This window comes from Bradyrhizobium sp. P3_C3 (assembly GCF_056402655.1).
Genome location: NZ_JBFUGY010000023.1, coordinates 58,498 through 78,421 on the forward strand (window position 1 = coordinate 58,498; position 19,924 = coordinate 78,421).

15 protein-coding genes are annotated in these 19,924 nt (G+C 65.0%); 12 read left to right on the forward strand and 3 right to left on the reverse strand.

Going from position 1 to position 19,924, the window contains the following annotated elements; all coding sequences use genetic code 11:
• Nucleotides 1-32 precede the first annotated feature (32 nt).
• From AC1DW2_RS24795 to AC1DW2_RS24815, 5 genes are all read left to right on the forward strand, one after another.
• The gene (locus AC1DW2_RS24795; protein WP_063980415.1) at nucleotides 33-3,002 is read left to right on the forward strand and encodes a 2-oxoglutarate dehydrogenase E1 component; all 2,970 of its coding nucleotides are present in this window, start codon (nucleotides 33-35) and stop codon (nucleotides 3,000-3,002) included.
• A gap of 176 nt (nucleotides 3,003-3,178) precedes the next feature.
• Nucleotides 3,179-4,423, forward strand: a complete 1,245-nt coding sequence (gene odhB, locus AC1DW2_RS24800) for a 2-oxoglutarate dehydrogenase complex dihydrolipoyllysine-residue succinyltransferase (RefSeq protein ID WP_477007324.1) — start codon at nucleotides 3,179-3,181, stop codon at nucleotides 4,421-4,423.
• A gap of 55 nt (nucleotides 4,424-4,478) precedes the next feature.
• A complete protein-coding gene (locus AC1DW2_RS24805) occupies nucleotides 4,479-5,240 on the forward strand; it encodes an SDR family oxidoreductase (RefSeq protein WP_094183824.1) in 762 nt (253 codons plus the stop codon).
• Nucleotides 5,241-5,278: 38 nt separating this feature from the next.
• Nucleotides 5,279-6,679: a dihydrolipoyl dehydrogenase gene (gene lpdA, locus AC1DW2_RS24810; protein WP_477007325.1), complete on the forward strand. Its 1,401-nt coding sequence runs from the start codon at nucleotides 5,279-5,281 to the stop codon at nucleotides 6,677-6,679.
• A 35-nt stretch (nucleotides 6,680-6,714) separates the two neighbouring features.
• Nucleotides 6,715-7,245 carry a hypothetical protein gene (locus AC1DW2_RS24815; RefSeq protein WP_166346747.1) on the forward strand — a complete coding sequence of 177 codons (531 nt, stop codon included), beginning with the start codon at nucleotides 6,715-6,717 and terminating at the stop codon, nucleotides 7,243-7,245.
• Between the two features lie 233 nt (nucleotides 7,246-7,478).
• Here AC1DW2_RS24815 and AC1DW2_RS24820 read toward each other — a convergent pair whose 3' ends face one another.
• Both AC1DW2_RS24820 and AC1DW2_RS24825 read right to left on the reverse strand, forming a co-directional pair.
• Nucleotides 7,479-8,066 (reverse strand): DUF4337 domain-containing protein, encoded by a 588-nt coding sequence (locus AC1DW2_RS24820; RefSeq protein WP_063980418.1) that lies wholly within the window; start codon nucleotides 8,064-8,066, stop codon nucleotides 7,479-7,481.
• A gap of 88 nt (nucleotides 8,067-8,154) precedes the next feature.
• Nucleotides 8,155-9,120, reverse strand: a complete 966-nt coding sequence (locus AC1DW2_RS24825; protein WP_477007326.1) for a tyrosine recombinase XerC — start codon at nucleotides 9,118-9,120, stop codon at nucleotides 8,155-8,157.
• A gap of 123 nt (nucleotides 9,121-9,243) precedes the next feature.
• On the opposite strand from AC1DW2_RS24825, the gene AC1DW2_RS24830 reads away from it, so the two are divergent.
• Entirely contained in the window at nucleotides 9,244-11,454 is a 2,211-nt protein-coding gene (locus tag AC1DW2_RS24830) for a primosomal protein N' (protein WP_477007327.1), read from the forward strand.
• 389 nt (nucleotides 11,455-11,843) lie between these two features.
• Here the strand turns inward: AC1DW2_RS24830 and AC1DW2_RS24835 are convergent, their stop codons facing one another.
• The gene (locus tag AC1DW2_RS24835; protein ID WP_028150468.1) at nucleotides 11,844-12,353 is read right to left on the reverse strand and encodes a septal ring lytic transglycosylase RlpA family protein; all 510 of its coding nucleotides are present in this window, start codon (nucleotides 12,351-12,353) and stop codon (nucleotides 11,844-11,846) included.
• 635 nt (nucleotides 12,354-12,988) lie between these two features.
• On the opposite strand from AC1DW2_RS24835, the gene AC1DW2_RS24840 reads away from it, so the two are divergent.
• The 6 genes from AC1DW2_RS24840 to AC1DW2_RS24865 all read left to right on the forward strand — a co-directional run bounded on the left by AC1DW2_RS24840 (nucleotide 12,989) and on the right by AC1DW2_RS24865 (nucleotide 19,907).
• Nucleotides 12,989-13,549: a F0F1 ATP synthase subunit delta gene (locus AC1DW2_RS24840; RefSeq protein ID WP_063980421.1), complete on the forward strand. Its 561-nt coding sequence runs from the start codon at nucleotides 12,989-12,991 to the stop codon at nucleotides 13,547-13,549.
• On the forward strand, nucleotides 13,549-15,078 hold the full coding sequence (gene atpA / locus AC1DW2_RS24845; RefSeq protein ID WP_477007328.1) for a F0F1 ATP synthase subunit alpha: 1,530 nt from the start codon (nucleotides 13,549-13,551) through the stop codon (nucleotides 15,076-15,078). Before AC1DW2_RS24840 ends, atpA begins: the two co-directional genes overlap by 1 nt.
• A gap of 141 nt (nucleotides 15,079-15,219) precedes the next feature.
• The gene (locus tag AC1DW2_RS24850) at nucleotides 15,220-16,095 is read left to right on the forward strand and encodes a F0F1 ATP synthase subunit gamma (protein ID WP_063980423.1); all 876 of its coding nucleotides are present in this window, start codon (nucleotides 15,220-15,222) and stop codon (nucleotides 16,093-16,095) included.
• A gap of 54 nt (nucleotides 16,096-16,149) precedes the next feature.
• Entirely contained in the window at nucleotides 16,150-17,592 is a 1,443-nt protein-coding gene (gene atpD / locus AC1DW2_RS24855) for a F0F1 ATP synthase subunit beta (protein ID WP_063980424.1), read from the forward strand.
• A gap of 96 nt (nucleotides 17,593-17,688) precedes the next feature.
• Complete coding sequence (locus AC1DW2_RS24860) at nucleotides 17,689-18,096, forward strand: F0F1 ATP synthase subunit epsilon (RefSeq protein ID WP_071908637.1); 408 nt, start codon at nucleotides 17,689-17,691, stop codon at nucleotides 18,094-18,096.
• Between the two features lie 149 nt (nucleotides 18,097-18,245).
• On the forward strand, nucleotides 18,246-19,907 hold the full coding sequence (locus tag AC1DW2_RS24865) for an adenylate/guanylate cyclase domain-containing protein (RefSeq protein ID WP_477007329.1): 1,662 nt from the start codon (nucleotides 18,246-18,248) through the stop codon (nucleotides 19,905-19,907).
• The last annotated feature ends 17 nt before the right edge of the window (nucleotides 19,908-19,924 follow it).

A 19,924-nucleotide genomic window follows, 5' to 3' on the forward strand; every position in this document is an offset into this window, starting at 1 on the left:
ATGCGCGAACCRAAATCGCCAGGAACTCAAGAATGTCTCGCCAGGACGCGAACGCAGCCTTTGCCCTCTCTTCCTTTTTGCAGGGCACCAACGCCACCTACATCGACGAAATCTACGCCCGCTACGAGAAGGACCCGTCCTCGGTCGACGCCGAGTGGCAGGAGTTCTTCAAGAGCCTCAACGACCAGCCCGGCGATATCAGCAAGAACGCCGAAGGCCCGTCCTGGGAGCGCGCCAACTGGCCGCTGACCCCGCAGGACGACCTCACCTCCGCCCTCGACGGCAACTGGGCCCAGGTCGAGAAGGCGGTCGGTGCCAAGATCGCCGCCAAGGCGCAGGCCCAGGCGGGCAACAAGGGCGCTGATTTCTCGTCCGCCGACCTGCTCCAGGCCACGCGCGACTCGGTCCGCGCGCTGATGCTGATCCGCTCCTACCGCATGCGCGGCCACTTCCACGCCAAGCTCGATCCGCTCGGCATCGAAGCCCCGCGCAACCGCGAAGAGCTCGATCCGCGCACCTACGGCTTCAGCGAAGCCGATTTCGACCGGAAGATCTTCCTCGATCACGTGCTCGGTCTCGAATACGCCACGCTGCGCGAGATCACCGCGATCTGCGAGCGCACCTACTGCCAGACGCTCGGCGTCGAGTTCATGCACATCAGCAACGCCGCGCAGAAGGCGTGGATCCAGGAGCGCATCGAGGGACCGGACAAGGAAATCTCGTTCACCCGCGAAGGCCGGCGCGCGATCCTGACGAAGCTGGTTGAAGCCGAAGGCTTCGAGAAGTTCTGCGACACCAAGTTCACCGGCACCAAGCGCTTCGGCCTCGACGGCGGTGAATCGCTGATTCCCGCGCTCGAGCAGATCATCAAGCGCGGCGGCAATCTCGGCGTGAAGGAAGTCGTGCTCGGCATGCCGCATCGCGGCCGCCTCAACGTGCTGACCCAGGTGATGGGCAAGGCGCACCGCGCCCTGTTCCATGAATTCAAGGGCGGCTCGGCCAACCCCGATGCGGTCGAAGGCTCCGGCGACGTCAAATATCACCTCGGCGCCTCCTCGGACCGCGAGTTCGACGGCAACCGCATCCATCTGTCGCTGACCGCCAACCCCTCGCACCTCGAGATCGTCGATCCCGTAGTGCTCGGCAAGGTCCGCGCCAAGCAGGACCAGCACGGCGATCCGCCGGACCAGCGCATCTCGGTGATGCCGCTGCTGATGCATGGCGACGCTGCGTTCGCCGGCCAGGGTGTGGTCGCGGAATGCTTCGGCCTGTCTGACCTGAAGGGCTACCGCACCGGCGGCTCCGTGCACTTCATCGTCAATAACCAGATCGGCTTCACCACCTATCCGCGCTACTCGCGCTCCTCGCCCTATCCGTCGGATGTGGCGAAGATGATCGACGCGCCGATCTTTCACGTGAACGGCGACGATCCGGAAGCGGTGGTTTTCGCGGCCAAGGTCGCGACCGAATTCCGGCAGAAATTCCACAAGCCCGTCGTCATCGACATGTTCTGCTACCGCAGGCATGGCCATAACGAGGGCGACGAGCCGGCTTTCACCCAGCCGGTGATGTACAAGAGGATCGCGGCGCATCCGTCGACGCTCGAGCTCTACGCCCGCCGCCTGATCAGCGAAGGCGTGATGACCGAGGGCGAGGTCGATAAGGCCAAGGCCGACTGGCGCGCGCGGCTCGATGCCGAGTTCGAGGCTGGCACCTCCTACAAGCCGAACAAGGCCGACTGGCTCGACGGCAAGTGGTCCGGCTTCAAGATCGCCGACCAGGAAGAGGACGCGCGCCGCGGCGTCACCGGCGTCGACACCGCCGAGCTGAAGGAAATCGGCCGCAAGATCACCAAGGTGCCGGATGGCTTCCGCGTCCACCGCACCATCCAGCGCTTCCTCGACAATCGCGCCAAGGCAATCGACACCGGCGCCGGCATCGATTGGGCGACCGGCGAAGCACTGGCGTTCTGCACGTTGCTCAACGAGAACCACCATGTCCGCCTGTCCGGGCAGGATTCCGAGCGCGGCACCTTCTCGCAGCGCCATTCGGTCCTGATCGACCAGGAAGACGAGAGCCGCTACACGCCGTTCAACCATCTCGGCCACGAGCAGGGACATTACGAGGTCATCAACTCGCTGCTGTCGGAAGAAGCCGTGCTCGGCTTCGAATACGGCTACTCGCTCGCTGAGCCGAACACGCTGACCCTGTGGGAAGCCCAGTTCGGCGACTTCGCCAACGGTGCGCAGGTCGTGTTCGACCAGTTCATCTCCTCGGGCGAGCGCAAATGGCTGCGCATGTCCGGCCTCGTCTGCCTCTTGCCGCACGGCTATGAAGGCCAGGGACCGGAGCACTCCTCGGCGCGTCTGGAGCGGTATCTGCAGATGTGCGCCGAAGACAACATGCAGGTGGTCTACCCGACCACGCCGGCGAACTACTTCCACGTGCTGCGCCGCCAGCTTCATCGCGAGATCCGCAAGCCGCTGATCCTGATGACGCCGAAGTCGCTGCTGCGTCACAAGCGGGCGGTGTCGCGTCTGGAGGAGCTCGCGAAGGGAACGACCTTCCACCGCATCCTCTATGATGACGCCCAGATGCTGCCGAACGAGGCGATCAAGCTCGTCCCCGACGAGAAGGTCCGCCGCATCGTGCTCTGCTCCGGCAAGGTTTATTACGACCTCTACGAGGAGCGCGAGAAGCGCGGCATCGACGACATCTACCTGATGCGCGTCGAGCAGCTTTATCCGGTGCCGCTGAAGGCGCTGGTGGCCGAGCTGTCGCGCTTCAAGAAGGCTGAAGTGGTGTGGTGCCAGGAAGAGCCCCGCAACATGGGCGCCTGGCACTTCATCGAGCCCTATCTGGAATGGGTGCTGAACCAGGTGCACGGTGTGAGCCGGCGTCCGCGTTATGTCGGCCGCGCCGCTTCCGCCGCGACCGCCACTGGTCTGATGTCCAAGCATCAGGCGCAGTTGAAGGCGTTCCTGGACGAAGCACTGAGCTGATCTTTCTGAACTGCGTCATGCCCCGCCTCGTGCGCAATCGCGCACTGGAGCGGGGCACCAGTACGCCGCGACGTCCGTGCAGAATACGAACGTCCGGCTTGCTGGATGGCTTGCCTTTCGCGGGCCGATGACGACCGAATTTTTGACCGCACCGGCGATCCCTTAAGGAAAAGACCATGACTGAAATTCGTGTGCCGACGCTCGGCGAATCCGTCACCGAGGCCACCATCGGCCGCTGGTTCAAGAAGGCCGGCGATCCCGTCGCCGTCGACGAGCCCTTGGTGGAGCTCGAGACCGACAAGGTCACCATCGAAGTCCCGGCCCCCTCGGCCGGCACGCTGAGCGAGATCGTCGCTGCCGATGGCGCAACCGTTGCGGTCGGTGCGCTGCTCGGCCAGATCACTGACGGTGCCGGTGCTGCGAAGCCCGCCGCCGCTCCCGCGAAGCCCGCCGCCGCTGCTGCTCCGGCCGCCGTGGCTGCTGCGCCGGCTCCGGCCGCTGCGAAGGTGCCGCCGGCCGACGCCCCGCTCGCTCCGTCCGTGCGAAAGCTCTCGGCCGAGACCGGCATCGACGCTTCGACCGTTCCGGGCTCCGGCAAGGATGGCCGCGTCACCAAGGGCGACATGCTTGCTGCGATCGAGCGCGCGGCCTCGGCGCCGACCCCGGTCAACCAGCCCGCCGCCGCCGTTCAGGTCCGCGCGCCGTCGCCGGCCGACGATGCCGCCCGCGAAGAGCGCGTCAAGATGACCCGCCTGCGCCAGACCATCGCGCGCCGCCTCAAGGACGTGCAGAACACCGCGGCGATGCTGACGACCTTCAACGAGGTCGACATGACCAACGTGATGGCGCTGCGCGCCCACTACAAGGATGCGTTCGAGAAGAAGCACGGCTCGAAGCTCGGCTTCATGGGCTTCTTCACCAAGGCCGTCGTGCAGGCGCTGAAGGACATCCCGGCGGTCAACGCCGAGATCGACGGCACCGATCTGATCTACAAGAATTATTACCACATCGGCGTCGCCGTCGGCACCGACAAGGGCCTCGTCGTGCCCGTGGTGCGCGACTGCGACAACAAGTCGATCGCCGACATCGAGAAGGGCATCGCCGATTTCGGTCGTCGCGCCCGTGACGGCCAGCTCAAGATCGACGAGATGCAGGGCGGCACCTTCACCATCACCAATGGCGGCATCTACGGCTCGTTGATGTCGACCCCGATCCTGAACGCGCCGCAGTCCGGCATCCTCGGCATGCACAAGATCCAGGAGCGGCCGATGGTCGTCGCCGGCAAGATCGAGGTCCGCCCGATGATGTACCTGGCACTGTCCTACGATCACCGCGTCATCGACGGCAAGGAAGCCGTCACCTTCCTGGTCCGCGTCAAGGAGAGCCTGGAAGATCCGGCGCGCCTGGTGCTCGATCTCTGATCCCTGAAGCTCTGCGAGCGCCGTCGCCTTGTCGTGCGACGGCGCGGGTCGAACCATGGAGGCGCGCGTGACGGATAAAGTCGTTGTCATCACCGGCGGCAGCCGCGGTATCGGGCGGGCGACCGCGATTGCGGCGGCCGCGCGCGGCTTCCGTGTCGTCGTCGGCTACGCCAGCAACAAAACGGCTGCTGACGAGGTGGTCGCCCAGATCGCGGCCAGCAACGGCAAGGCCATCGCGGTGAAATGCGATGTCGCCGAGGAAAGCGACATCATCGAGCTGTTCAAGGCTGCCGACAAGTTCGGCACGCTCGGTGCACTCGTCAACAATGGCGGCATCGTCGGCCAGAGCGGCGTGCGCGTCGACGAGATGTCGGCGGAGCGCATCCGGCGCGTGATGGCGGTCAACGTCACCGGCTCGATCCTCTGCGCGCGCGAAGCGGTGAAGCGGATGTCGACCAAGCACGGCGGCCAGGGCGGCGTCATCGTCAATCTGTCATCGGTCGCTGCCAGACTTGGTGCGCCGAATACCTATGTCGACTATGCGGCGTCCAAGGGCGCGATCGATTCCTTCACCGTCGGTCTCGGCTATGAGGTCGCAGGCGAAGGCATCCGCGTCGCGGGCATCCGCCCCGGCCTGATCGACACCGAAATCCACGCCGCCGGCGGCGAGCCCGACCGCGCCCATCGTCTGGCCCATATGGTGCCGATGAAGCGCGTCGGCACCGCCGACGAAATCGCAAACGCCATCGTCTGGCTGATGTCGGACGAGGCTTCCTACGTCACCTCAGCCATTCTCGATGTGTCCGGCGGACGCTGACACATCCTCATCACGCTAAACTTACGGGACTTTCTCTCATGGCTACCTACGATCTCGTCGTCATCGGCACCGGACCTGGCGGTTATGTCTGCGCAGTGCGCGCGGCCCAGCTCGGCATGAAAGTCGCCGTGGTCGAAAAGGACGCCACGCTCGGCGGCACCTGCCTGAACGTCGGCTGCATGCCGTCGAAGGCGCTGCTGCACGCGTCCGAAATGTTCGAGGAAGCCGCGCACTCCTTCGCCAAGATGGGCGTTTCCGTTTCCGCGCCGAAGCTCGAGCTTCCGGCGATGATGAACTTCAAGCAGCAGGGCATCGACGGCAACGTCAAGGGCGTCGAATTCCTGATGAAGAAGAACAAGATCGACGTGCTCAAGGGCACCGGCAAGATTTTGGGCACCGGCAAGGTCGAAGTGTCCGCCGACGGCAAGTCGCAAGTGGTCGAGACCAGGAACGTCGTGATCGCGACCGGCTCCGACATCGCGCGTCTCAAGGGCATCGAGATCGACGAGAAGCGCATCGTGTCGTCCACCGGCGCGCTGTCGCTGGACAAGGTCCCCGGCAAGCTCCTCATCGTCGGCGCCGGCGTGATCGGCCTCGAGCTCGGCTCGGTGTGGAAGCGGCTCGGCGCTGAAGTCGTCGTCGTCGAATTCCTCGATCGCATCCTGCCCGGCATGGATGGCGAGATCGCCAAGCAATTCCAGCGCATCCTGGAAAAGCAGGGTTTTGCATTCAAGCTCGGCGCCAAGGTCACGGCTGTCGACACCTCCGGCAAGTCGCTGAAGGCGACCATCGAGCCCGCAGCCGGCGGCGCCGCGGAGACGCTGGAAGCCGACGTGGTTCTCGTCTGCATCGGCCGCGTGCCGTACACCGATGGGCTCGGCCTGAAGGAAGCCGGCGTGGCGCTGGACAATCGCGGCCGCGTGCAGATCGATCCGCATTTCGCCACCAGCGTGAAGGGCGTCTATGCCATCGGCGACGTCGTCGCGGGCCCGATGCTCGCGCACAAGGCCGAGGATGAAGGCGTAGCCGTTGCGGAGATCATCGCAGGCCAGGCCGGCCACGTGAATTACGACGTTATCCCAGGCGTCGTGTATACCACGCCGGAAGTATCCTCCGTCGGCAAGACCGAGGAAGAGCTGAAGCAGGCGGGTCAGGCGTATACCGTCGGGAAGTTTCCCTTTACCGCCAACGGCCGCTCCAAGGTCAACCAGACCACCGACGGCTTCGTGAAGATTCTCGCAGATGCGAAGACCGATCGCGTGCTCGGCGTGCACATTATCGGCCGTGAAGCCGGCGAAATGATCCATGAGGCCTGCGTTCTCATGGAGTTTGGCGGCAGCGCGGAAGATCTCGCCCGCACCTGCCACGCGCATCCGACCCGCTCGGAGGCGATCAAGGAAGCCGCGCTTGCGGTGGGCAAGCGGGCCATCCATATGTAGGCGACGCGCCTAGCGTCGAATCGGGCGGGAAAGACATGCTGCGCCGCCTACTTCAACCGGTCTGGGTCCTACTGGCGATCATCTTCCTGATCGAAGCCTGGCTGTGGGACCATCTCGAGCCGATCGTCGCGCGGGTTGTCGCAGCCATCCCGCTCGCACGTTTCAAGCAATGGTTGACCGAGCGCGTCGACGCGCTGCCGCCGGCCATGACGCTGATCGTGTTCGCGGTGCCAATCATCCCGCTGTTTCCGCTCAAGCTGATGGGCCTGTATCTGCTCACGCATGAATACTGGCTGAGCGGCGTATCCACGTTTCTGTTCGCAAAGCTGCTCGGCGTCGGCGTCACCGCCTTCGTGTTCGACGTGACGCGCGACAAGCTGATGGAGATGCGCTGGTTCGAGCGGCTCTACGATCTCGTGATGAAGCTGCGCGCCAAGGCCGCCGAGCTGGTCGACCCGATCAAGCAGCGCATCCGCGAGCTGATCGCCGGCAACGGCGAAGGCTGGTCCTCCCGTACGCTCCGCCTGATCCAGCGCTTTCGCAAGAGCGTGCACCAGGCGCGCTGATCTGCCTGCTATAGACTCACTGTCATTGCCACACACTCGATGTCATCGCCCGGCTTGACCGGGCGATCCAGTATTCCAGAGACGTCAATCGAATACGGAGAAGCCGCGGCGTACTGGATGCCCCGGTCCCGGCTCCGCCAAGGCTACGCCGGGCCACAAGCTCGCCCGGCCGCCGAAGCTTCAGCGAAGGCGGCAAGCCGGGGCATGACAGCGGTGGGCGCGTGACAGCGCCGCTAATGCAAATGCACCAGATGCGGCCACCACAGGCCGAGCGCGGTCATGAGGAGGCCGGCCAGGGTCAGGACGCCGGCGACATAGGCGAGCGCGATCATGCCGGTGATGATGGTGGCCGAGGCCAGAACGATGCCGATCTGGAAGGCGGCGGAGGCCAGCTCGAAGTGATGATATTTCGCGGTCGCCTCGTCGCGCTCGTGCTCGGCGTGCTTGGCCTTCTCGGCGAGCTGCTCGGTGCCTTCGCCGGTCTCGGGCTCTGAGCGATAGCGCTGCGCGGTCTTGGTCCAGTCGTCGACCTGCTTCTGCACCGCCGGCTTCTGAGCCTCGTCGGCGGCGGCGAGCGTGAGCTTGCCCTGCTCGGACGCGGTCAGCACCACGGTGCGGCGGATGGTCTTGGCCTGGAAGAACGCCCAGAGATTGGCGGACTCGACGTTCTTGCTGATCGATTCAGTCTGGGCGCCCTTGCCGAGCGTCTCGGAGATCGCCAGGAACAGCGCCAGCACGGCGATCAGAAGAGCGATCTTCTTGTTCGATCCGGACGCGTGCTCGGCGTGCTCGGCATGCTCCATGCTTTCGTGTGCGCTCATGATTCCCTCCAGTCGCGGTTCCCCACGATTGACCGAACCGCGGGCGCCGCGCAAGAGGCACGCGCGCTATGACAGCTTCATGTCAGGTTCACCGCCGCGGATGCGTGCTCGCATAGACTTCGAGCAGCCGCTCCGAATCGATGCCGGTGTAGATCTGCGTGGTCGAGAGCGAGGAGTGACCCAGCAGCTCCTGGATCGCGCGCAGGTCACCGCCACGCGAGAGCAGATGCGTGGCGAAGGAGTGTCGCAGCGCATGCGGCGTCGCGCTGTCGGGCAGGCCGAGCGCGCCGCGCAGCCGCTCCATCGCAAGCTGGATGATGCGCGGGCTCAAGGGACCGCCACGCGCGCCGAGGAAGATCGGGCCTTCCGCCGGCAGCGGATAGGGGCACATCGCAACGTATTCCTGCACGAGCGCGAGCACGTTCTGCAGCACCGGCACCATGCGGGTCTTGTTGCCTTTGCCTGTCACGATCAGCACGTCGCCTTCGCCGGGACGCGGCACCTCGCGGCGCTTCAACCCCAACGCTTCGGAGATGCGCAGGCCCGAACCATACAAGAGCGCCATCACCGCGGCGTCGCGGGCCAGAACCCACGTCTCGCGTTCCTCGCCGGCGCGCTCGTCGGCATCGGCGAGACGTTTTGCGGATGCCATCGGTAGCGGCTTCGGCAAAGTCTTGGCCACCTTGGGCGCGCGGATCGCCGAGAGTGCGCCAACCTTGCCCTTGCCTTCGCGCTCGAGGAAGCGGCCGAACGAGCGCAGGCCCGCCAGCGCGCGCATCAGCGAGCGGCCGGCAATGTCGTCGGCGCGGCGCATCGCCATGAAGGCGCGGATGTCGGTGGCTTCCAGCGCGGCAAAGCGCGCCAGCGTCACGCGCTCGCCCCAATGGGCGCAAAGGAAGTCCAGGCATTGCCGCAGGTCGCGGCCATAGGCCTCCAGCGTCTTCGGCGACAGCCGCCGCTCGGCGCCGAGATGCGACAGCCAGCGCGCCATCTCCTGCGCGATCGAGGGATCGGCGCTGGCGAGCTCGATTAATGGGGCCGCGGCTTTGCTCATGCGCTCTGGACGTAATGATTCCACTCAGTATATCGCATCACACCCGTTTACTGTTCGCTAAGGCCGCCCCTGGGCGCTAGCCTCAAGGCCCCAAGGTTCCGATTCTCCCTCCAAAGATCTTTGATGGATCATTCGTCGCGCAGCACGACCACCCCCGCCAACGCGACCCGCATGGTCGACGTGCTGGTGCCGGTCGCGCTCGACCAGACCTATTCCTACAAGGTGCCGCGCGGGATGGAGCTGAAGGCGGGCGATCTCGTCGGCGTGCCGCTCGGCCCGCGCGAGGTGCTGGCCGTGGTCTGGGCGGAGAACGCCAATCCCGACCCGCGCCTGCACAACCGGCTCAAGGAGGTCAGCGAAAAGCTCGATCTTCCTCCGCTGAAGCCTGAGCTGCGCTCGGTCGTCGACTGGGTCGCCAATTACACGCTGAGCCCGCGCGGCATGGTGCTGCGGATGTGCCTGCGCATGGGCGAGAATCTCGGCCCGGAGCGGGTGCGCGCCGGTGTGCGCCTGKTCGGCGATCCGCCGCGACGGCTGACGCCGGCGCGGCAGCGCGTGATCGAGCTGCTGTCGGATCGCCTGCTGCACGGCAAGTCCGAGGCCGCCAAGGAAGCAGGGGTCTCGGCCGGCGTGATCGACGGCCTCGTCGACGAAGGCACGCTCACGGTCGAGCCGATGCCGCCGCCTCCGCCGCCGCCGGCACCCGATCCGGATTTTGGCCAGCCGGATTTTTCACCGCTCCAGCGCGCCGGGGTGGATGCAATGCGCGCGCTCGCCGCCAACGGCACCTTTCACGTTGCGCTGCTCGACGGCGTCACCGGCTCGGGCAAAACCGAGGTCTATTTCGAGGCGATTGCGGAGACCATCCGCCGCGGCAAGCAGACTCTGATCCTGATGCCGGAGATCGCGCTGACCGGCCAGTTCCTCGACCGCTTCGCGCAGCGCTTTGGCGTGCGTCCGATCGAATGGCACTCCGAGCTGACGCCGCGCACCCGCGCGCGCAATTGGGCGGCGATCTCCGAAGGCAGTGCGCCGGTCGTGGTCGGCGCGCGCTCGGCGCTGTTTCTGCCTTACGCCAATCTCGGCCTCATCGTGGTCGATGAAGAGCACGACCAGGCCTACAAGCAGGACGAGGGCGTGCATTATCACGCCCGCGACATGGCGGTGGTCCGCGCGCATATCGCAAAGATCCCGATCGTGCTGGCCTCCGCCACGCCGTCGGTCGAATCCGAGGTAAATGCGCGCAAGAGCCGCTATCAGCGCATCGCGCTGCCCTCGCGCTTCGGCGGCCAGCACATGCCGCATATCGAGGCCATCGACATGCGCCGCGAGCCGCCGGCGCGCGGCCGCTTCATCTCGCCGCGGCTCGCTTCCGAGATCAGAAAAGCGATTGAAAAGCGCGAGCAGGCGCTGCTGTTCCTCAATCGCCGCGGCTATGCGCCGCTGACCCTGTGCCGTGCCTGCGGCCATCGCTTCGCCTGCACCATCTGCGATGCCTGGCTGGTCGATCACCGCTTCCGCCAGCGGCTGGTCTGTCACCATTGCGGCTTCTCGATGCCGCGCCCGCAGACCTGCCCGCATTGCGCGGCCGAGGAATCGCTGGTCGCGGTCGGGCCGGGCGTCGAGCGCTTGCAGGAGGAGGCGGCCGCGCTGTTCCCCGAGGCGCGCACCATGGTGCTGTCGAGCGATCTCATCACCTCGATCGAGACGATGCGCTCCGAGCTTACGGAGATCGCGGAGGGTCGGGTCGACATCATCATCGGCACGCAGCTCGTCGCCAAGGGCCACAACTTTCCGCGGCTCAATCTCGTCGGCGTGGTCGATGCGGATCTGGGTCTGTCCAACGGCGATCCGCGCGCGTCGGAACGCACCTGGCAGTTGCTCAACCAGGTGATCGGCCGTGCCGGGCGCGAGCAGGGCCGCGGCGTCGGCTATCTCCAGACCCACCAGCCCGATCATCCCGTGATGAAGGCGCTGATCGCCTGCGACCGCGAGGCCTTCTACGACAGCGAGATCGATCTGCGCGAGCGCACGCTCTATCCGCCGTTCGGCCGGCTCGCGAGCCTGATCATTTCGGCAGGCGACCGTCCGAGCGCCGAAGGTTTGGGCCGCCGCCTCGTTGCGCTCGCACCGCGCGACGAGCGCGTCGTGGTGCTGGGACCGGCGGAGGCCCCGCTCGCCGTGATCAAGGGCCGCTACCGTTTCCGCATCCTGGTGAAATCGGCGCGCGGTTTCGATCTGTCGGACTATTTGCGCAACTGGCTGGCCGTCTGCCCGAAGCCGAAGGGCAATCAAAAGCTCGAAGTCGACGTCGACCCGCAGAGCTTTTTGTAAGGCTGCGATCCATCCCCGTCATTGCGAGCGCAGCGAAGCAATCCAGAATCCCTCCGCGGAGGCAGTCTGGATTGCTTCGTCGTGGAGCCTGTCATCCGGCCCGCCAAAGGCGGGACCGGGTGGCTCCTCGCAATGACGGAGTAAATGACAAGCGCCTGTAGCCCGGATGGAGCGCGGCGTAATCCGGGACAAGTCGATCCGCCTACAAAGACCCCGGATTTCGCTACGCTCCATCCGGGCTACGGATCATGCCTCGCAATGACGGGGCAATCAAAAAGCCCGCCGTCCCCCAAGACGGCGGGCTTGTTTCGCCCGAACTGGTCTCGCCGCTCACACGTCCGCGGACGATGGCGAGATTTGCGCTTTGTCGGTGAGGCGCTGGTGGCGCCTTAGGAGACGACTTCCGCGGTGACGCGGCCGACGCCGGCGCCGGTGAGGCCGATGGCGCGGGCAGCGCCCGTGGAGAGGTCGAGGACACGGCCGCGAATGAACGGGCCACGGTCATTGATGGTGACGATGACGCTCGAGCCGCCATGGGTGACGCGCAGCTTGGTGCCGAACGGCAGCGAACGGTGAGCCGCGGTCATGGCATTCTGGTTGAAGCGCTGGCCCGACGCAGTCCGGCTGCCGGACTCGTTGCCATAATAGGAGGCCATGCCGGAGAAGCTGCGGCCCGTGCCCGACGACGGCGTCATCGACGCGTTGGCGTTGCGCCAATCGGAGGTCGTGTTGGCATCGCTCTGGGCGTGGTGGCGGTGATGATGGTGAGAGTACCGGTGGTGATGCCGGGATTTGGCAGAAGCTTCGGTGGCGGTTCCACCGACGAGGAGAGTGGCGGCAACGAAAGCGATCGCCGTGCGCGGCCGGGGCACGGAGCCCAGCGTCTTCAAAGACAGCATTTAGTGGTCCCTAATCTAGTATTGCCACATATGTGGCAAGTGGAGCCCCCGTAAGTCTGTGAGCGGGATCGCGTTTCGATTCCTAATGAGGCGTGAATTGGGCAGTAAATCCATTCTGTGTCGTCATGAAATATTCTGTGATTGGCATCAATGTTGCAGCCAATGTTCTGGAATCTTTCGCTTTAGCAATTCTTTAACTATTTTATTACTCGCTAATACTGTAAAACGAGGTCATTATACTTCATGTTTAGAATTAGGAAAGTATTCAGGGGAGGCCGCTCGTCACGTCCGACTCACGCCTCAGCGATCCGTGTTCATGGCCGCTATGCGCTGAGGGCAGGAACGAATGGCCGCGATGCCGCCGAGGGGGCGCGTCATTCCGCGACGTGGCAGGCCGCTATCGCGGCGCCGTCGGCTGCGACGAACTGGCGACAGAAGGTCGTGCCTTTAATTTGGCGTCATGTTGCACGTGCGCGCCTGCTATGTTAGCAAAGCCGCGATTTTAACGGACCCGGCACCTCCCGTGTCGGCCGAAAATCGAAGTCCCGCTTGAATTCCAAGGGCTTGGATCGCTTGGCGCCGCTTTGTGGCGACGGTTTTTCCCTTGCGAGTTTGACAGCAAAAAGAGCGCGTCTGTGGCTGCAGAAGATACGTCCGTTTCCGGTGTGTCGGGCCGTTATGCAACGGCCTTGTTTGAACTGGCCCGCGACCAGAATGTGGTCGACGAGGTCAAGGCCGATCTCGACAAATTCGAGGGTTTGCTAAGCGAAAGCGCCGATCTGACGCGCCTCGTCCGCAGCCCGGTGTTTGCGGCCGATACCCAGTCCAGGGCCCTCTCGGCCGTGCTGGACAAGGCGGGTATCGCCGGCATCTCCGCCAATTTCCTGAAAGTCCTGACCGCCAACCGCCGCCTGTTCGCGGTGGCTGACGTCATTCGCGCCTATCGCGCCCTCGTCGCCAGGTTCAAGGGCGAGACGACGGCCGACGTCACCGTGGCGGAGGCGCTTTCGGACAAGAATCTCGACGCCCTCAAGGTTGCCCTGAAGTCGGTGACCGGCAAGGACGTCGCGCTCAACGTGAAGGTCGATCCCTCGATCATCGGTGGCCTCGTGGTCAAGCTTGGCAGCCGCATGATCGATAGTTCGCTTCGCACCAAACTCAATTCGATCAAGCACGCGATGAAAGAGGCAGGCTGATGGACATCCGCGCCGCGGAAATTTCCGCGATCCTCAAGGACCAGATCAAGAATTTCGGCCAGGAAGCTGAAGTCTCCGAAGTCGGACAGGTGCTGTCCGTCGGCGACGGTATTGCCCGCGTCTATGGTCTGGACAACGTCCAGGCCGGCGAAATGGTCGAGTTCGAGAACGGCACCCGCGGCATGGCGCTGAACCTCGAAACCGACAACGTCGGTATCGTTATTTTCGGCGCCGACCGCGAGATCAAGGAAGGCCAGACCGTCAAGCGCACCCGCGCCATCGTGGACGCGCCGGTCGGCAAGGGCCTGCTCGGCCRCGTCGTCGACGCGCTCGGCAACCCGATCGACGGCAAGGGCCCGATCCAGGCCGACAAGCGCATGYGCGTCGACGTCAAGGCGCCCGGCATCATTCCGCGCAAGTCGGTGAGCGAGCCGATGGCGACCGGCCTCAAGGCGATCGACGCCCTGATCCCGATCGGCCGTGGCCAGCGCGAGCTGATCATCGGCGACCGTCAGACCGGCAAGACCGCGATCGCGCTCGACACCATCCTGAACCAGAAGCCGCTCAACGCGCAGCCGGACGAGAACATCAAGCTGTATTGCGTCTATGTCGCGATCGGCCAGAAGCGTTCGACCGTCGCCCAGTTCGTGAAGGTGCTGGAAGAGCAGGGCGCGCTCGAATACTCGATCATCGTCGCCGCCACCGCTTCGGATCCGGCGCCGATGCAGTACATCGCGCCGTTCACCGGCTGCACCATGGGCGAGTACTTCCGCGACAACGGCATGCACGCCGTCATCATCTATGACGATCTGTCCAAGCAGGCCGTCGCCTACCGCCAGATGTCGCTGCTGCTGCGCCGCCCGCCGGGCCGCGAAGCCTATCCGGGCGACGTGTTCTATCTGCACTCCCGCCTGCTCGAGCGCGCGGCGAAGCTGAACAAGGACCAGGGCTCGGGCTCGCTGACGGCGCTGCCGGTCATCGAAACCCAGGCCAACGACGTGTCGGCCTACATTCCGACCAACGTCATCTCGATCACCGACGGCCAGATCTTCCTGGAAACCGACCTGTTCTTCCAGGGCATCCGTCCCGCGGTGAACGTCGGTCTGTCGGTGTCGCGCGTCGGTTCGTCCGCGCAGACCAAGGCCACCAAGAAGGTCGCCGGCAAGATCAAGGGCGAGCTCGCGCAGTACCGCGAAATGGCGGCGTTCGCGCAGTTCGGCTCCGATCTCGACGCCTCGACCCAGCGCCTGCTCAACCGCGGTTCGCGCCTGACCGAGCTGCTCAAGCAGCCGCAGTTCGCGCCGCTGAAGATGGAAGAGCAGGTCTGCGTGATCTGGGCCGGCACCAACGGCTATCTCGATCCGCTCCCGCTCAACAAGGTGCGCGCGTTCGAGGACGGTCTGCTGTCGCTGCTGCGCGGCAAGAACGCCGAGATCCTCAACGCGATCCGCGACAGCCGCGATCTCTCCGACGACACCGCCGCCAAGCTGAAGTCGGTGGTCGAAGGCTTCGCGAAGAGCTTCGCGTAAGTGCCGTCATGGCCGGGCTTGCCCCGGCCATCCACGTCTAACGGCGTGTGAGGCACCACGTGGATGCCCGGGACGAGCCCGGGCATGACGACTGGATAGGTTTGCGATCAGGCCAAAGGGTCGGATCGTCGGGGACGAAGAATGGCGTCACTTAAAGACATGCGCGTCCGCATCGCCTCCACCAAGGCGACGCAGAAGATCACCAAGGCGATGCAGATGGTCGCGGCGTCGAGGTTGCGCCGTGCCCAGCAAGCAGCCGAGGCGGCGCGGCCCTATGCCGACAAGATGAGCGCGGTGATCTCCAACATCGCCAGCGCCGCCGCGGGTTCGCCCGGCGCGCCGGCGCTGCTGGCCGGCACCGGCAGGGACCAGGTCCACCTGCTGCTGGTCTGCACCGGCGAGCGCGGTCTGTCCGGCGCCTTCAACTCCTCGATCGTGCGCCTCGCCCGCGAGCGCGCCCAGGCGCTGATCGCGCAGGGCAAGGAAGTGAAATTCTTCTGTGTCGGCCGCAAGGGCTATGAGCAGCTCCGCCGCCTGTTCGACAAGCAGATCGTCGAGCACCTCGACCTGCGTAGCGTTCGTCAGCTCGGCTTCGTCAACGCCGAGGACATCGCCAAGAAGGTGCTGGCCCGTTTCGACAACGGTGAGTTCGACGTCTGCACGCTGTTCTACGCGCAGTTCAAGTCGGTGATCGCCCAGATCCCGACCGCGCAGCAGATCATCCCGCTGGTCGTCGAGGAAAAGGCGGCGAACGCGCCGACGACGTCCTACGATTACGAGCCGGAGGAGGACGAACTGCTGTCCGGCCTGTTGCCGCGCAACATCGCGGTGCAGATCTTCCGCGCGCTGCTGGAGAACAACGCTTCGTTCTATGGTGCGCAGATGAGCTCGATGGACAACGCCACCCGCAATGCCGGCGAAATGATCCGCAAGCAAACCCAGATCTACAACCGAACCCGTCAAGCCCAGATCACCAAGGAGCTGATCGAGATCATCTCCGGCGCCGAGGCGGTCTGACGCACGAACCAAACGACGGTCGTTCAAGTCCAGAATTTCGAAGGAGAGCTATTCATGGCTACAGCAGCTAACCAGGTCGGTCGCGTCACCCAGGTCATGGGCGCCGTCGTCGACGTGCAGTTCGAGGGCCACCTGCCCGCCATTCTCAATTCGCTGGAAACCCGGAACGGCAACATCCGCCTCGTGCTGGAAGTTGCGCAGCATCTCGGTGAGTCCACCGTCCGCACGATCGCGATGGACGTGACCGAAGGTCTGGTGCGCGGCCAGGAAGTGACCGACACCGGCCAGCCGATCGCGGTTCCGGTGGGTGACGGCACGCTTGGCCGCATCATGAACGTGATCGGCGAGCCGATCGACGAAGCCGGCCCGATCAAGTCCGAAGGTCTCCGCGCCATCCACCAGGAAGCGCCGAGCTACACCGACCAGTCGACCGAAGCTGAAATTCTCGTCACCGGCATCAAGGTCGTCGATCTTCTTGCTCCGTATGCGAAGGGCGGCAAGATCGGCCTGTTCGGCGGCGCCGGCGTCGGCAAGACCGTGCTGATTCAGGAGCTGATCAACAACGTCGCGAAGGCGCACGGTGGTTACTCCGTGTTCGCCGGCGTCGGCGAGCGTACCCGCGAAGGCAACGACCTCTATCACGAGTTCATCGAGTCCAAGGTCAACGCCGATCCGCACAATCCGGATCCGAGCGTGAAATCGAAGTGCGCACTGGTGTTCGGCCAGATGAACGAGCCGCCGGGCGCCCGCGCCCGCGTCGGCCTCACCGGTCTCACCGTCGCCGAGCACTTCCGCGACCAGGGCCAGGACGTGCTGTTCTTCGTCGACAACATCTTCCGCTTCACCCAGGCCGGCTCGGAAGTGTCGGCGCTGCTCGGCCGTATTCCTTCGGCGGTGGGTTATCAGCCGACGCTCGCCACCGACATGGGCGCGCTCCAGGAGCGCATCACCACCACGCAGAAGGGCTCGATCACCTCGGTGCAGGCCATCTACGTTCCGGCCGACGACTTGACCGACCCGGCGCCCGCGACCTCGTTCGCGCATCTGGACGCGACCACGGTGTTGAACCGCGCGATCTCGGAAAAGGGCATCTACCCCGCGGTGGACCCGCTCGACTCGACCTCGCGCATGCTCTCGCCGCTCGTCGTCGGCCAAGAGCACTACGACACCGCGCGTCAGGTCCAGCAGGTGCTGCAGCGCTACAAGTCGCTCCAGGACATCATCGCCATTCTCGGCATGGACGAGCTTTCGGAAGAGGACAAGCTGACGGTGGCCCGCGCCCGCAAGATCGAGCGCTTCCTGTCGCAGCCGTTCCACGTCGCCGAAATCTTCACCGGCTCGCCCGGCAAGTTCGTCGACCTCGCGGACACCATCAAGGGCTTCCGCGGCCTCTGCGAAGGCAAGTATGACCACCTGCCGGAAGCCGCCTTCTACATGGTCGGTACCATCGAAGAGGCAGTCGAGAAGGGCAAGAAGCTGGCGGCGGAAGCCGCCTAAGCTGGCGAATAGCGAATAGGGAGTGGCGAGTAGAATCTATTCGCCATTCGCTGCTCGCCACTCGCGCGTTCGCTACTCACCATTCGCAGGTTTCCAATGGCCACCATCCACTTCGATCTCGTCTCGCCGGAAAAGCTCGCATTCTCGGGTCAGGTCGATCAGGTCGATATCCCCGGCGTCGAGGGTGACTTCGGCGTGCTGGCGGGACATGCGCCGGTCGTGGCTGCGATCCGGCCCGGCATCCTCACCGTGACCACGGGCGGCAGGCACGTGAAGATCATCGTGCTCGGCGGTATCGCCGAAGTCTCCGAGAAGGGCCTCACCGTGCTCGCCGACGTCGCGACGTCGCTCGACGAACTCGACCGTGCCCAGTTCGCCGCGACCATCTCCGAGATGGAAGACGGCCTGAAGGAGCACGAAGGCGGCGAGCTCGATCAGGCCATTGAGCGGCTCGACCACTTCAAGAGCATCCAGCAGCAGCTCAACAGCACGGCTATGCACTAAGCCCCGGTGCACTGCTCCGGGGCTCAAGCTAAAAATTCCTGAACAGGTTCAGCGCTCGTCACGAAAGTGGCGGGCGCTGAAACTTTGTTGCACCGCGCCGCCGATAGCGGCATTCTGCGCCCGCGAATTTGTTTCGGGGCTGGCAGCAGATGAAACGCAAGATCGCAGCGATTTTCGCAGCCGATATTGCCGGTTACTCAAGACTGGTCGCGGAAGACGAAGAGGAGACGCTGCGGCGTCTCGCCTCCTATCGCGAGGTCATCGACGACTTCATCGCGAAAGCCAACGGACGCATCTTCAACACGGCGGGCGACGCCGTGCTCGCGGAATTTCCGAGCGCGGTCGATGCGGTGCGCTGCGCGATCGACATCCAGGAATCCCTGCGAACCCGCAACATGGCCTATCCGCCGAGCCGGCAGATGTCGTTCCGCATCGGCATCACCATCGGTGACGTGGTCGAGCGCAACGGCGATCTGCTCGGTGACGGCGTCAATATCGCCGCCCGGCTCGAAGGCCTCGCCGAGGTCGGCGGCATCTGCGTCTCCCGCGCCGTGCACGAGCAGGTCGCCAACAAGCTGTCGGTGCAGTTCGCCGACATCGGCGCGCAGGAGGTCAAGAACATCCCGACGCCGGTGCACGCCTACATGGTGGCGATGCGGCGCGAGGACGGCACTTACGCCACGCCGAAAGTGAAGAAGCCCGCCTCCAAGCTGGCCGCGGCACCGGTGTGGATGTGGCCGCTGGTGGTCGCCGTCGTCTCGGTCGTCGCCATCCTTGTCACCGGCTTCCTCTACAACACCAAGCTCAAGCAGACGGTCACCGCCGCGGCCGCGCCGGCCGCGACGCCGAGCGCAGCGCCGGCGGCAGATGCCGTGGCGCCGAGCCCGATGCCGACCCAGATGGCAAAGGCGCCGATGGCTCCGATGAGCCCAGCCGGCGCTGCGATGGCGCCGATGCCCGCGCCCTCACCATCCGCCGCGCCGCTATCAGGCAAGCTTGCCGCCGACAGCGTGCCCTTCATCAACGAGCGCATCCGCAACTACCTGGCAGGCGACTATTCCGCCTCCGGCGACTACAAGGCCTTCGCGCTCAATATCGGCGGCTTCACGGGCGCGGCGTTGAACCAGCCGACCGAGGAAACCGCGCGCAACATGGCGCTGGAGCAGTGCCAGAAGCGCGCCGATGCCGCGCAATCGCCGCGGCGCTGCGAGCTCTATGCGGTCGGCAACGACGTCGTCTACACCCACGGCAAGCCGCCGATGCCGCCGCAGCCCTGGGTGCGCCACGACGCCATGACCGAGCGGGCCTTCGTGCCGAAAGATTTTCCTATGGTGCGCGATCCGGCAAAAGTCCGGCTCGAGAACATGTTCGTGCCGGCGGCGAAATCCCGCTCGATCGCGCTCGGCCCGGGCGGTCAATATTTCATGGTACTGGGCGCGTCATCCGTCGACGATTCGGCGCGGCGTTCGCTGGAATCGTGCGGCGCCATCGCCGGCGTGGCCTGTCTGATCGTCGCGGTCGACGACAATTTCGTCGTGCCGATCCCGACCCTGCTCAGGATCACCGGCTTCTTCCATGCCGCTTCCAACGCCTCGATCGCCGCCGACGCGCGGGCCGAGGTCGTACGCAAGCTCGCCGATGGCATGGGCTGGAACGCGGTCGCGGTCGGAACCGCGGGCCGGCCGGGCCTCGGCCTGAAGGCCGCGGACGAGCAGACTGCCGTCAATTCCGCGCTCGCCGACTGCGCCAAGCGCGACAGCGATTGCCACGTCATCGCGATCGGCCCATTCACGGTGGGACCGACCAATTAGCGCTTGCTGGACATAGG